Source organism: Serratia sp. GW822-FHT06D09 (assembly GCF_058799515.1).
This window is the reverse complement of the sequence record NZ_JBXALO010000001.1, coordinates 678,012-691,769: the sequence shown is the minus strand read 5'-3', so window position 1 is coordinate 691,769 and position 13,758 is coordinate 678,012. Positions and strand designations below refer to the sequence as shown.

Annotated in this window: 12 protein-coding genes; 3 read left to right on the top strand and 9 right to left on the bottom strand. The window is 55.9% G+C overall.

Features of this window, described 5'->3' with window-relative positions:
* Positions 1-20 precede the first annotated feature (20 nt).
* A complete protein-coding gene (gene hrpA, locus AC1RKG_RS03150) occupies positions 21-3,908 on the top strand; it encodes an ATP-dependent RNA helicase HrpA (protein ID WP_493181996.1) in 3,888 nt (1,295 codons plus the stop codon).
* An 85-nt stretch (positions 3,909-3,993) separates the two neighbouring features.
* Positions 3,994-4,131, top strand: coding sequence for a hypothetical protein (locus tag AC1RKG_RS03145; protein ID WP_221932189.1), 138 nt, complete (start codon positions 3,994-3,996; stop codon positions 4,129-4,131).
* Positions 4,132-4,134: 3 nt separating this feature from the next.
* Here the strand turns inward: AC1RKG_RS03145 and AC1RKG_RS03140 are convergent, their stop codons facing one another.
* The 7 genes from AC1RKG_RS03140 to folM all read right to left on the bottom strand — a co-directional run bounded on the left by AC1RKG_RS03140 (position 4,135) and on the right by folM (position 10,297).
* A complete protein-coding gene (locus AC1RKG_RS03140; RefSeq protein ID WP_493181995.1) occupies positions 4,135-4,956 on the bottom strand; it encodes a trypsin-like serine peptidase in 822 nt (273 codons plus the stop codon).
* Positions 4,957-5,085: 129 nt separating this feature from the next.
* On the bottom strand, positions 5,086-5,166 hold the full coding sequence (gene ydgU / locus AC1RKG_RS03135) for a small membrane protein YdgU (RefSeq protein WP_455567193.1): 81 nt from the start codon (positions 5,164-5,166) through the stop codon (positions 5,086-5,088).
* Between the two features lie 92 nt (positions 5,167-5,258).
* Positions 5,259-5,564, bottom strand: a complete 306-nt coding sequence (gene asr / locus AC1RKG_RS03130; RefSeq protein WP_020827063.1) for an acid resistance repetitive basic protein Asr — start codon at positions 5,562-5,564, stop codon at positions 5,259-5,261.
* A gap of 347 nt (positions 5,565-5,911) precedes the next feature.
* The gene (locus AC1RKG_RS03125; RefSeq protein ID WP_048758738.1) at positions 5,912-7,408 is read right to left on the bottom strand and encodes a carboxypeptidase M32; all 1,497 of its coding nucleotides are present in this window, start codon (positions 7,406-7,408) and stop codon (positions 5,912-5,914) included.
* 66 nt (positions 7,409-7,474) lie between these two features.
* Positions 7,475-8,779: a two-component system sensor histidine kinase RstB gene (gene rstB / locus AC1RKG_RS03120; RefSeq protein WP_128865202.1), complete on the bottom strand. Its 1,305-nt coding sequence runs from the start codon at positions 8,777-8,779 to the stop codon at positions 7,475-7,477.
* Entirely contained in the window at positions 8,776-9,501 is a 726-nt protein-coding gene (gene rstA / locus AC1RKG_RS03115) for a two-component system response regulator RstA (protein ID WP_041415408.1), read from the bottom strand. Before rstA ends, rstB begins: the two co-directional genes overlap by 4 nt.
* Positions 9,502-9,574: 73 nt before the next feature.
* Positions 9,575-10,297 carry a dihydromonapterin reductase gene (gene folM / locus AC1RKG_RS03110; protein ID WP_046373437.1) on the bottom strand — a complete coding sequence of 241 codons (723 nt, stop codon included), beginning with the start codon at positions 10,295-10,297 and terminating at the stop codon, positions 9,575-9,577.
* 126 nt (positions 10,298-10,423) lie between these two features.
* Here folM and AC1RKG_RS03105 point away from each other — a divergent pair, with 126 nt between their 5' ends.
* Positions 10,424-10,840 (top strand): hypothetical protein, encoded by a 417-nt coding sequence (locus tag AC1RKG_RS03105; RefSeq protein ID WP_020827058.1) that lies wholly within the window; start codon positions 10,424-10,426, stop codon positions 10,838-10,840.
* Between the two features lie 28 nt (positions 10,841-10,868).
* Here AC1RKG_RS03105 and AC1RKG_RS03100 read toward each other — a convergent pair whose 3' ends face one another.
* Positions 10,869-12,260, bottom strand: a complete 1,392-nt coding sequence (locus AC1RKG_RS03100; RefSeq protein ID WP_128865203.1) for an amino acid permease — start codon at positions 12,258-12,260, stop codon at positions 10,869-10,871.
* 243 nt (positions 12,261-12,503) lie between these two features.
* On the bottom strand, positions 12,504-13,454 hold the full coding sequence (ydgH, locus tag AC1RKG_RS03095; RefSeq protein ID WP_048758739.1) for a DUF1471 family protein YdgH: 951 nt from the start codon (positions 13,452-13,454) through the stop codon (positions 12,504-12,506).
* Positions 13,455-13,758: the final 304 nt, after the last annotated feature.

The window sequence follows — 13,758 nt, the reverse complement described above, 5'->3', positions numbered from 1 at the left end:
TGAAACAAGGAATACCGAACGTGAAATCTCCGCTCGCGGCACTGTCTGCCCAACTGGGCGAGCTGATGCTCCGTGACCAACAACGTCTGCAACGTCGGCTGCAGGGCGCACGAAAAATCAAAAATCCCGATGCTCAGTCGGCCGTCGCCGCCGAGCTGGAAAGTGATATAACGGCAGCGTTGCAAAAAGTGCAGTCGCGCGCCGCATCCTGTCCGAAAGTCACCTACCCGGAAAACCTGCCGGTCAGTCAGAAAAAACAGGATATTCTGCAGGCCATCCGCGACCATCAGGTGGTGATTGTTGCCGGTGAAACCGGTTCGGGGAAAACCACCCAGTTGCCGAAGATCTGTCTGGAGCTGGGGCGCGGGGTAAAAGGGCTGATCGGCCATACCCAACCTCGACGCCTGGCGGCGCGTACCGTAGCCAACCGCATTGCCGACGAGCTGGAAACGCCGTTGGGCGGCAGCGTCGGTTATAAGGTGCGCTTTAACGACCAGGTCGGCGAAAACACCTTGGTCAAGCTGATGACCGACGGGATCCTGTTGGCGGAAATCCAGCAGGACCGGCTGCTGATGCAGTACGACACGTTGATTATCGATGAAGCGCACGAACGCAGCCTGAACATTGATTTCATCCTGGGTTACCTGCGTGAACTGCTGCCAAAGCGCCCGGATCTCAAAGTCATCATCACTTCGGCGACTATCGATCCGCAGCGTTTTTCGCGCCATTTCAATAACGCGCCGATTATCGAAGTCTCTGGTCGTACTTATCCGGTCGAAGTGCGTTATCGTCCGGTAGTGGACGATGCCGACGATACCGACCGCGATCAACTGCAGGCGATTTTCGATGCGGTAGATGAGCTGGGCCGCGAAGGGCCAGGGGATATCCTGATCTTCATGAGCGGCGAGCGCGAAATTCGCGACACCGCCGACGCCCTGAACCGTCTTAATTTGCCGCATACCGAGGTCCTGCCGCTGTATGCCCGTTTGTCGAACAGCGAACAAAACCGGGTATTCCAGTCGCATCACGGGCGGCGCATCGTGCTGGCGACCAACGTGGCGGAAACCTCACTGACCGTGCCCGGCATCAAGTACGTGATTGATCCCGGTACCGCGCGTATCAGTCGTTACAGTTTCCGCACCAAGGTGCAACGCCTGCCGATCGAACCGGTTTCGCAGGCTTCCGCCAATCAGCGCAAGGGCCGCTGCGGGCGCGTCTCCGACGGTATTTGCATTCGTCTGTACTCGGAACAGGACTTCCTGTCGCGTCCGGAGTTTACCGATCCGGAGATCCTGCGCACCAACCTGGCGTCGGTTATCTTGCAGATGACGTCGCTTGGGTTAGGGGATATCGCCGCTTTCCCGTTCGTTGAGGCGCCGGACAAGCGCAATATTCTCGATGGTGTGCGCCTGCTCGAAGAGCTGGGCGCGATTAAAACGGCCGACAATGGCCACTACCAGCTCACGCCTCAGGGGCGTCAATTGGCGCAGTTGCCGATCGACCCGCGTTTAGCGCGCATGGTGCTGGAGGCGCAGAAAAGCGGCAGCGTGCGTGAAGTGATGATCATCACCGCTGCGCTGTCGATACAGGATCCGCGCGAACGGCCAATGGACAAGCAGCAGGCCTCGGACGAGAAACATCGGCGCTTTGCCGACAAAGATTCGGATTTCCTGGCTTACGTCAACCTGTGGGACTGGCTGAAAGAGCAGCAGAAAGAGCACTCATCCAGTCAGTTCCGTCGGCTGTGCCGCAATGATTTCCTTAACTATTTGCGGGTGCGTGAATGGCAGGACATTTATACCCAGCTGCGTCAGGTGGTTAAAGAGCTGGGGCTGCCGGTCAACAGCGAACCTTCCGATTACCGCAGCGTACACACCGCGTTATTGACCGGTTTGCTATCGCATATCGGCCAGAAAGATGCTGATAAGCAAGAGTACACGGGCGCTCGCAACGCAAGATTTTCTATCTTCCCAGGTTCAGGTCTGTTCAAGAAGCCGCCGAAATGGACCATGGTGGCCGAACTGGTTGAGACCAGCCGCCTGTGGGGGCGTATCGCCGCACGTATCGAACCGGAGTGGATTGAGCCGTTAGCCCAGCACCTGGTGAAGCACAGCTACAGCGAACCCCATTGGTCGAAATCCCAGGGTGCGGTGATGGCCACCGAAAAAGTGACGCTGTTCGGGTTACCCATCGTCGCTGCGCGACAGGTTAATTACAGCACCATAGATCCGCTGCTGTGCCGGGAACTGTTTATCCGCCATGCGCTGGTGGAAGGCGACTGGCAGACGCGCCATGCATTCTTCAGTGCCAACCTGAAGCTGCGTGCGGAAGTGGAGGAGCTGGAGCATAAGTCGCGCCGTCGTGACATTTTGGTTGATGATGAAACCCTGTTCAGTTTCTACGAGCAGCGCATCCCTGGCGAGGTGATCTCCGGGCGTCATTTTGACAACTGGTGGAAAAACGCCGCAAAACAGAACGCGGATTTGCTCAGCTTTGAAAAAGAGATGCTGATCAAGGACGGTGCCAATAAGGTCAGTGCGCTGGACTATCCGAATACCTGGCATCAGGGCAACCTTAAGCTGCGCCTGACCTATCAGTTTGAGCCAGGTACCGACGCCGACGGCGTGACGGTGCATATTCCTCTGCCGATCCTTAATCAGGTTGAGGATCAGGGTTTTGAGTGGCAAATTCCAGGCATTCGCCGTGAATTGGTGATCGCTCTGATCAAGTCGCTGCCCAAGCCGGTTCGTCGCAACTTTGTGCCGGCACCGAACTATGCCGAGGCTTTTCTGGGACGGGTCACCGCGCTGGAATTACCGCTGTTGGATGCGCTGGAGCGCGAGCTGCGTCGTATGACTGGTGTGACGGTGTCACGAGATGACTGGCAGTGGGAACAGGTGCCCGATCACCTTAAAATGACTTTCCGGGTGGTGGGGGAAAAACACAAAACCCTGCTGGAAGGCAAAAACCTGACCGCGCTGAAGCTGCAACTGAAAGACAAGGTGCAGGAAACCCTGTCTGCGGTGGCAGACGATGGGCTGGAGCAAAGCAATCTGCATATCTGGAGCTTCGGCAAACTGCCGGAGTTTTATGAGCAGAAACGCGGTGGCTATTCGATGAAGGCGTATCCGGCGCTGGTGGATGAAAAAGACAGCGTGGCGATCCGTTTGTTCGACAGCGAGCAGGAACAGCAACAGGCGATGTGGCAGGGAACGCGCCGCCTGCTGTTGCTGAACATTCCATCGCCCATCAAGTATCTGCATGAAAAACTGCCTAACAAAGCCAAGCTGGGGCTGTACTTTAACCCTTATGGCAGGGTGCTGGATTTGATTGATGACTGCATCTCGTGCGGCATCGATAAGCTGATTGCCGAGCACGGCGGGCCGGTTTGGCAGGAAGAGGATTTTGCCCGCCTGCAGGAAAAAGTGCGCGCCGAGCTGAATGAAACGGTGGTAGGTGTAGCCAAACAGGTCGAGCAGATCCTGACGGCGGTGTTCAACATCAATAAACGGCTGAAAGGCCGGGTGGACATCTCCCTGGCGCTGGCGCTGTCGGATATCAAAAACCAGCTCGGCGGCCTGGTTTATCGCGGTTTTGTGACCAACAACGGCTGGAAGCGCCTGTCGGATACGTTGCGCTATCTGCAGGCAATTGAGCGCCGTCTGGAGAAACTGGCGACCGATCCGCATCGCGATCGTGCGCAGATGCTGCGGGTGGAACAGGTGCAACAGGCCTGGCAACAGTGGCTGAACAAACTGCCGCCGAAGCGGCAGCAGGATGAAGAGGTGAAAGAGGTGCGTTGGATGATCGAAGAACTGCGCGTCAGCCTGTTCGCTCAGCAACTCGGCACGCCTTACCCGATCTCTGACAAGCGTATCTTGCAGACTATCGAACAGCTTTCGGGCTGAGCAACGCGAACAGGCAGCCTGTGCAGACCAGGCACAGGCTGCACACCAGCAGCGTTGCGGGCAGGTTTTGCCCAGGGTCAGCACCGTGGCACAGCATTTGGGCTTTTCCAGCGACAGCGCTTTTATCGCGTTCTTCCGGCAGTTCACCGGCACCACGCCCAAGGGCTTTATGGCGGGAAACGTCTCAAGGGAAACCGGCGCAGAAGCCCACGCCGGCTTATAACGCTTATTTCCCCGCGGCCAGTGCGTCCAGCGCATCGCGGATACCGGTCACCGCCAGTGCGCGGTTATCGGCACGGTAACGATCTTTGGCTGTCGGTGCGGAGCTTTGAATGGCGATGAGCTTCCAGCCTGCGGCGGTTTTCAGCAATAACGGCGAGCCGCTGTCGCCGGGCAGGGTATCGCATTGATGCGACAGTACGCCTTGTTGCGCCCAACCCGTCACTTTACAGTTTTGGTGACTGTAGAGATCGTCGAGGTGATCTCCCGGATACCCGGCCTGGGTAATCAGCCGTTTGGCCTGTTTCAGCGCCTGAGTCAGAGCCTTGCTGTCGCCTTGCCACAGCGGCAACGGCTTAATCGGCAGCGGCTTTTTATCCTTCAGGCGGATCAGGGCAAAGTCATACGCCGCGGCTGCGGGTGGTACGATCCAGCCGTCGCCGTCGGCCTTGAGCTTTTTGCCCAGCTTGCGGTCAACCAGCGTCTCGATATTGTCGGTCTGGTATTGCCAACTCTTGTTGCCGGCCACAAAGCGCAGTGCGATCGCCTTGTCCAATTGGCCCGGCGGTGCCAGCACGCAGTGCCCGGCGGTGAGTGCCAGATGAGGAGAGATCAGCGTGGCGGTGCACAAATTACCGCTGGCGGTTTCTACCTGGCCAATCGCCTGCCACGGCCAGCCGTCGGTTTCGGTGACCTTGATGCGTTCATCTTTGCCAAAAAACAGGCGTGTTTGCTCAGCGATCGATGCATCGGAAGGGCTGTCGGCCCTTGCTGAGAGGGAAAGTGCGAGCGGGAATGAGCACAGCAACAGCAAAACGGTTATGCGCATAGGTTTCTTGCCTGGAAATGACGGGTCATCCATAAACACACTGAATGGTAACTATAGACTGATTTAGTCGCAGTGTGGATGGGCAGTGATTGATTTTTCAATAATTTCTTATCCCGAAGGGCTGAGCGGCTACAGATAAAAAAAGGCGGCAATGAGCCCGCAAAGGATCAGGCTGGCCAAAATGATCTCAAATAGGTAGCGACGCAGCATGATGAGAACCCCCGATGAAAAAACACCCGGCGAACCGGGTGTTGGACAACTCAAGCCTGGACTGGTGAGGGGAGCCTCACTTCAGATTGCGATTATGCCGCTGGCGTGCTGGTGGCTTTTTTGTGGCTGGCTTTTTTGTGGTGTTTCTTGGCGGCCTGGGCTTTCTGAGCGGGCGCTTTCTTGGCAGTAGCTTTGTGGTGCTTTTTAGCCGCCTGCGCTTTTTGTACTGGCGCTTTCTTCGCGTGATGTTTCTTCACGTGAGTGGTTTTAGCCGGAGCTGCGGTGGTGGTAGTCGCTGTCGCAGCAGGGGTTGCCGTGGTGGTGGCAGCGTCAGCAGCGAAGGCAACAGAAGACAGACCCATTGCAGCGGCAACAACCAGAGCTAATACTTTTTTCATTGTAGATTCCTCAAATGACTCATCATGTATCGAGCCCACTGCGGGGCCGGTGTAAAGATAGTAGGCAAACGCCAGAATGCTTTCCGTGAGTGATTGGTTTCGGCGTGTAACCTAATGTACGAACCCACAGAAAAGGGAGATGAAAGCGCCGGCGAGCGATAATCGCAGTTAGAGCGGATGCCCAATAGGCACTGATTTTTTTCATTTTAGTTACAACATACATATAGAGAGTTACCGACCCACTCTCTGCGGCCAAGGTGTCGTAAGAGGGGGAAGTGCGCTATGGAATCATGCTGGTAAAGCAGGGGAAAATGCCCAGGCACGGGACATTGTGCCTGGGGACAGGATTACAGGTAGCGGTTTTCCAAATGCTTGCGGAAATAGGCCGGGTTAAGCGCTTCGCCGGTCGCGTTAGCGATCAACGTATCGGTAGGGAAGCGGCTGCCGTGGCGCCAGATATTCTGTTTCAGCCAGTGGAACAGCGGATTCAGGTTGCCTTCGGCAATGTCGCTGCTCAACGATGGCATTGCTTCACGTGCGCTGTGGAACAGTTGTGCGGCATACATGGCGCCCAGAGTGTAAGTCGGGAAGTAACCGAAGGCACCGTCAGTCCAGTGAATGTCCTGCATGCAGCCATTACGGTAGTTGCCGACGGTATCCAGGCCGAGGTAACCCTTCATTTTCTCATTCCACAGTGCCGGAATGTCCTCCACCTCGATCTCGCCTTCAACCAGGGCTTTCTCGATCTCATAACGCAAGATTACGTGCGCCGGGTAGCTCACTTCGTCAGCATCTACGCGGATCAGGCCGGGTTTTACACGCTGATTCAGACGGATAAAGTTAGCTTCTTCCAGCGCCGGCTGCTCGCCAAATTGCTGGGTCACCAACGGGCGCAGGATCTTCAGGAAGTCGCTGCCGCGCGCCAACTGCATTTCAAACAGCAGGCTTTGCGATTCGTGGATGGCCGTTGAGCGCGCCTGAGCTACAGGTTGGCCCAGCCAGTCACGCGGCAGGTTTTGCTCGTAACGGGCATGACCGGTTTCATGCACGATACCGAGCAGTGCCGTCAGGAATTCTTTATCGTTATAGCGAGTGGTGATGCGCACGTCTTCAGGTACGCCACCGCAGAATGGGTGTGCACTGACGTCCACGCGGCCGCCATCAAAGTTAAAACCGAGCAGTTTCATTACGCTCAAACTCAGTTGACGCTGGGTCTCCACATTGAACGGCCCTTGTGGGATCAGGCAAGGTTCCTGAGCCTGTTTGGTCACCACTTTCTGCAGCAGGTCAGGCAACCAGGTTTTCAGATCGCCAAAAATGCGGTCGATATCGCTGCTGCGCATGCCCGGTTCATACAGATTCAGCAGCGCATCGTAGCGACTGGTGCCTGCTGCTTCGGCCCGGATCTGCGCTTCCTGTCGGCTAAGCTTGACCACTTCACGCAGGTTCTCCGCGAAACCTTCCCAGTCGTTGGCTGGACGCTGAGCGCGCCAGGCATGTTCACAACGCGCGCCGGCCAGCGACTTGGCTTCGACCAGCGACTCCGGCACCAGCACCGCATTGTCATATTGGCGACGCATTTCCAGCAGGTTGGCGCGATCAATGTCATCCAGGGTTTCCTGCTGTGCACGTTCAAACAGGCGGCCGGTTTTTTCTGCGGTCAAAATTTGGTGTTGCAGTACGCTCAGTTCAGCCAGCGCTTCCGAACGTGCTTTGCTGCCGCCCGGTGGCATCATGGTTTGCATGTCCCAACCGGCAATAGCGGAAAGGTGGCCGAAGCGCGACAGGCGGGTGAACAGGGCGCGCAGCTCGTCGTATGAGGATGGGGTATGTGCAGATGTCATCGTTTAGCTCCATATTATTTTAATCCGGATCACTCTTTCGCGTAGTCATGCTGCGCGTGAACAGGGTTACACCGGGTCTGCTTTTAAATCGAAAGTGGGCTTTATTGGCCAACAGAAACGGAAGCTGGCACCGCCGAGCGAACTGGCGTCTACATAAACCTGGCCCTGATAGGCCACGGCAATCGAATGCACAATGGCCAGGCCCAGGCCGCAACCGCCGGTGGCGCGATCGCGGCTCGGATCGAGGCGGACAAAGGGTTCGAATACCCGTTCACGCTCTTCCGGCGGAATGCCGGGGCCATCGTCTTCTACCTGTAAGCAGGCACTGTCGCCGTCAAACCACAGGCCGATTCGCAGGCGCTGTTCGGAGTAACGCAATGCGTTGTTTACCAGGTTATCCAGCACCCGCTCCATCAGACGCAAATCAACGCCGCCAAAATCGCCGACGTGGGGGATATCCAGTTGAATTTCTCGTTCCGGGTGGATCAGCCGCAGGTCATCCGCCTTGTCTTCCAACCATTTGGGCAAGTCCAGCGGCTCTATATTGAGCGCCACCTGGGGACGATCCAACCGCGCGTAGGTAAGCAGTTCATCGATAAGTGACTCCAACTGGCCGATATCGCGATTCAATGCCTGTTGCTCGCTATCGGACAGATTATCGCTCATCGCCAGCCGATAACGCAGCCGTACCAGTGGCGTACGCAGCTCGTGGGCGATGCCGTCGATGAGCTGCTTCTTGCTGGCGATCAGCGTATTGACGTTATCCGCCATCTGGTTAAAGGCCACCCCAAGCCGGTTCAGACTGGAGGTAGGATCGAAATGGGTACGTTCATCCAGGTGCCCGGCACCCAGGCGCTGTGCCGCATTTTCCAACTTCAGCAAATCCTGCCAGTGCGGGCGCATCCACAGAAACACCGGCAGCGCCAGCGACATGCCGATAAACACCAGCAGCGCCAAATCCAGCAGCCGCATTTGATGCAGATAGAACAGATAAGGGATCGGACCCACCACCAACACATAGTGGCTACGGGGAATGCGCTGCATAAAGGTGTATTGATCGTCGAGCGCGATAATTTCGCCAAGGCGCAGGCGTTTCTTCAGGTCTTCACTCAGATCCTGTTTACCCAGCGGTTCAATGTGCAGCTTAAACGACAGGTTCAAATCCAGCGTGGCGATGGTCTTGTTCCAGTCTTTCAGCGGGATTTCCCGCAGTTCGCTGCGCATCAGGTACAGCGAACTTTTCATCAGGTCGTCCATCGACTGGCGGCCGGCGCGTTCAGCGGTGACTTTGTACACCAGGCCAACCAGCATCGCCATCACCAGGAAGCAAACGAAAAGCAGCAGGAAAAACTGCACAAAGAGCTTTCTCATTGCTGCACGAACTCCCAGGCGTTCGGGGCGAACAGGTAACCTTTATTGCGCACGGTTTTGACGCGAAAAGGCTCCAGTGCGTTGTCGTACAATTTGCGGCGCAGGCGGGAAATCGCGACGTCGATACTGCGGTCCAGGCCGTCATAGCTCACGCCGCGCAGGTTTTGCAGCAGGGCTTCGCGATCCATGATTTGACCGGCATGGGTGGCCAGCTCCCACAGCAGATCGAAATCCGAGGTGGAAAGGGTGATGATCTCTTCGCCCAGCGTCACCTGGCGGTTGACCGGGTCGATGCACAACAAGCCAAAGTGCAAGGCGTTGTGCTGGGTGATCGGCTGGGTCGATTCTTCCTTTGGCTGATGGCCATGCTGACGCAGATGCAGGCGTAGCCGCGCCAACAACACCGCCGGGGGCGTGGTTTTCAGGATGTAATCATTGGCACCCATTTCCAGCGAAAGGATATGGTTCATGTCGCTGTCCAGCGAGGTCAGCAGCACGATCGGGCCTGCGAAGGTCGGACGCAGATCGCGGCACAGCGTCATACCGTCCTTGCCGGGCAACATAATGTCGAGCAGCACCAGATCCGGTTGCTCCAGCTCGATGCGAGCCTGTGCGCTGTCGCCACGCGGCTCGATCAGAACCTCAATATCGTGCTTGCCCAGATAGGCGGCAATCAGTTTGCCGACTTCCGGATCGTCTTCAACAAAAACAATTTTATGCATATTCAGCGGTTTTATCAGAATAACGAAATTCAGCATAGCGCGGGGCACCGCGATAAGCCATGCAGATCATGCGCTAGCGCAGGGGTCTTCCGCCATCCACGCCATGGGTACGGCCGGTGACGTAACGACTGTCCAGCAAGTAGTTCACCAGGTTGACCACTTCACTTTCGCCGGGGGCGATTTTCATCAGCGATTTTGCCAACGCCTGCTGACGATAATGTTCGTCGTCGCCCGGGTTGAAGATAATCAGCGCAGGCGCGATGGCGTTGACCTTGACTTCCGGTGCCAGCTTGCGGGCAAACGAGCGGGTCATATTGTCCAGGGCGGCTTTACTGGCGGCATAGGCAATGTGTTTGTCGCTGCCTTTTTCCACCACATAATCTGTCAGGTGAATGATATCAGCCCCGGCTTGACCCTGGCCCAGCAGGCAGGGTTCCAGCAGCTGATTCAGCAGGTAGGGGGTATAAACGTGAATTTGCAGCATCGCCGCCATCACCTGCTCCGGCGGCACCTCTGGGGATTCGGCCTGCCAGGCGCTGGCGTTGTGGATCACCGCGCGCAGTTTTGGGGCTGTTTGGCGCACCTGTTCGGCAAAACTGTAAATGCCCTCATGGGTGGAAAAATCCCCTTGAATACAGGTAGCGCCCAGTCTTTTCAGCTCGCTCAGCGCCGGATAAGTGCTGCGATAGGCAATGATCACCGGGATATCGCGCTGTAAGAATGACCTGGCCAGGGCCAGCCCAATCCGACGTGCGCCGCCGGTGATCAGGACCGGCGCAGAGTTGTGAAGTTCCATTGATTAAAGCTCCTGGACAGACTGGCAAACAATAGGGGAATTATGCCATTATACGGCGGAAATTCGTTAAAGCTTCGCATCGATTATCCATTTCAGGATGTAATACACTGGCAATGAGAGGAAGGGATGAACAGTAGTCACCTTGCACCCGTCGCCCGCAGTGAGAAAATCTGTTTTGATTACATGGATTTTCTGTCCGCATCGTGCAAGAAGCACTGGCGCTTTGTAGATGCAATCTATGGTGTGATGCCGTTTTTTGGCATGGTATTGAAATCGCAGGCTTCCGCATCACAAACGCGGAAAGAGCAGTTGAAGGCGCTGGCGCTGCAGGTGGTTTCCACCCAGGTCAGCGACGAAACCAACATTGTGCGTCTGATCGATCTGGCGCAGCAGCAGGGGCTGGCAGTGTTCGACATTAAACTACCGTATGCGCTCGATAAGCAGCAGTTGGCAGCCATCCAACAAGAGTGCGTTGAGGGAGTGATTATCTCTCAGGTGGGTGAACGCATGAGCATCAGCCTGGGCCTGTCCCAATCTAACTGACCGGGTGTTTCCACCCGGCCGTTTTTCACTACTGCAACATAAACCAGCCGGCCGGTACCGTGGCCACCAGCAACAGAAAAATACTGCCTTTCTCCAGCTGATTCAGCAACTTGACATCACCATGTCCGCGCCTTGCATAGATAAACACCAACAGCCCGGGCGCATACAGCAGCACCGACATCAGCAGATGCATCAAGCCTGACGCATAGAGCAGCCAAATGCCATACAGGCAAGCGCCCGTCGCGGCAAACATCAGCCGCTTGTCCTGACGACGGATCGCCACCTTAAACAGGAAGGCGCCGACCAGGAAATAGGGCACCAGGATCATTTCCGAAGCGATAGTCAGCAGCGAGTTGTAGTTGCTGCCGGTCAGCCAGATCAGCACCAGAGCGAACTGTACCGCGAGGTTGGTCAGCCACAGCGAAGCCGAAGGCGCGTGGTTCTTGTTCTGCTTGCTGAATATTTTGGGAAACGCGCCGTGTTGCGCCGCCAGCAGCGGCACTTCGGCAGCCATGATCGTCCAGCTCAGGTAAGCGCCGCAGACCGAGACGATCAGTCCGGCGGCGATAATCACATCACCCCATGGCCCAATAAGATCGACCATCAACACTGCCATTGACGGATTGCGCATCTCAGCCAATTCGCTGCGCGGTACCACGCCCAATGAGAGCAGCGTAACCAGTAGATAAACCGCCAGTGCGGAAACCACGGCCAGCATAGTGGCGCGGCCCACATCTTTTTTATGGCGTGCACGGGCCGAAACCACCACTGCGCCTTCCACGCCGATAAACACCCACAGGGTGATCAGCATGGTATTTTTAACCTGTTCCCACACCGGTTTGCCAAGCGCGACGCCGTGGAAATCCAGGGTGAATACGTCCATTTTGAAGGCAACCGCCGCCAAGACGGCAAACATCCCTAGCGGCAACAGTTTGGCCAGGGTGGCGACCAAATTAATGCTGGCCGCGGTTTGCACGCCGCGCAGTACCAGCGCATGCACAATCCACAGCAGCAGCGACTCAGCCAGCAGCGCCTGCCAGGTATTGCCGTCACCTAAAATGACCTCGCCGCCGCGATCGGTGAACAAACTTAGCGCGGCAAACACGATCACCAGGTAAGAAACATTGGCGATAACGGCGCACAGCCAATACCCCCAGGCGGAGCAGAAACCCACCAGTTCGCCGAAGCCTTCTTTCGCATAGGTGAAAATACCGCCGTCCAGATCGGGCCTCAGGCGGGTGAGCAACAGCATGGCAAAAGCCAGAAACAGGATGCCGACGCCGGTAATCGCCCAACCCAATAGCAGGGCGGCCGGACTGGCGACTTGCGCCATGTTTTGCGGCAGGCTGAAAACCCCAGCGCCCAGCATTGAGCTGAGCACCAATGCGGTTAACGCGGTAAGACCTAGTTTCTTTTCCAATGACGGATCCTGAACACAGAATAAACAACTGGGAGGGAACTGCTCGGCAGTAACAACGTAATGGTAATTACTGAACAAATAGACAATAGCCCTAAAAATTCGCGCAAATTCTACGGATGGATCTCTGCGGATGCAATGATTGAATATGCGATTTTTGCAAAAAATTATTCAACTGGCGGGCGACAGGCGGGGAAAAAAACGGGCAGCTCAATGGCTGCCCGATGGTAAACCGCAAAGTGAAAATTATTTGAACAGATCAGCGCTGACGGTCAGGTTGCCGCCGCTCTTGTTCTGCCACTGACGGGTTACGTGATAGTACTTGGCGCCTTTCTCAGCCGCGCGTTTCGCCACTTCGGTAGAAACGTCGGTCATGCTGTTGAAGTGGCCGGTAAAGGTCACTGAGTCAAACGGCACCATCTGCGCGGCGGTCACGTTGTTTACTTCTTGAATCTTGGTGCCGTTAGGCAAGGTGACAGTATAACGCTTACCGGTTGAAGACTGGGTTTCGAAGAAACGGCCTACGTCACGGCTTGGTGAGCCTGAAGAGGCTACGCCAGGGATTTCCACATTGGCAGCAGCAGCGCCACCGGCAGCCAGAGCGGCCTTACCGGCTTCAGAGTCGGCCGGGATGGCATCCGGGTTCTGAACGGTACGTTTAGGTGCATCGGCTTTATAGATGTAGGCGGTAATGAACTGGTTGCCGCCCTGGTTGGCATCAACCTGACGTACGATAAAGAAGGAGGCTGCGCCTTTCTTTTTCGCTTCTTTGGTGATGGCATCGTTGATGTCCGGCTGGCTGCGGTAGAAACCGCTGACGCTTACGGTATCGTAAGGCTCCAGCAGGAAGGCTTGTTCTTTCGGCAGCTCGGTAACGCCGTTAATCACGCGGTATTTCGGTTCTTTGCTCACTTCCGGCGCATCTTTGTGGTAAAGATCGGCGGTGACGCGCCAGTTGCCGCCATTGTTGCTGTTGTTGCTGTCCTGGATGTAGAAGGCGTCTGCACCCAGCTTGTCTGCACGGCGGGAAATGGCATCAGCAGCTTCATTGATGGCATTAAAGCGGCCGGTAATCGTGATGCGATCAAACGGCTTCAGCGCCGCTGCTTTTTCAGGAGTTAACTCTTGCGCCGCATGAGCGGACAGCGCAGTGAGTGATAACAAGGCTGACGCGATGATCGTGTTCTTCAGCTTCATAAAAAATCCTTTCGCCTAGCGCATTAACGTTTATAACGTGCTGAACTGTTTAGGTGTAATTCAGCCGCCGATTATTACATGTAATCTCGAGCAGTGTCTCAGCATTTTATGTCATCTCATGAGACAAATTCCCGGAAGAATGATGTCCGTCATTCTGCGCAGCATCGCCATAAGTTTCAATAATAAAGCCTTTGATGTCATAAGTGTTAATTATTCACAATTTTATAACTTTTATGCGTACCAGCCGCGTCGCGCCAGATATCCGCGCACCGGGTGCTATCGCAATCTGGCCGCTAAAGCGCCA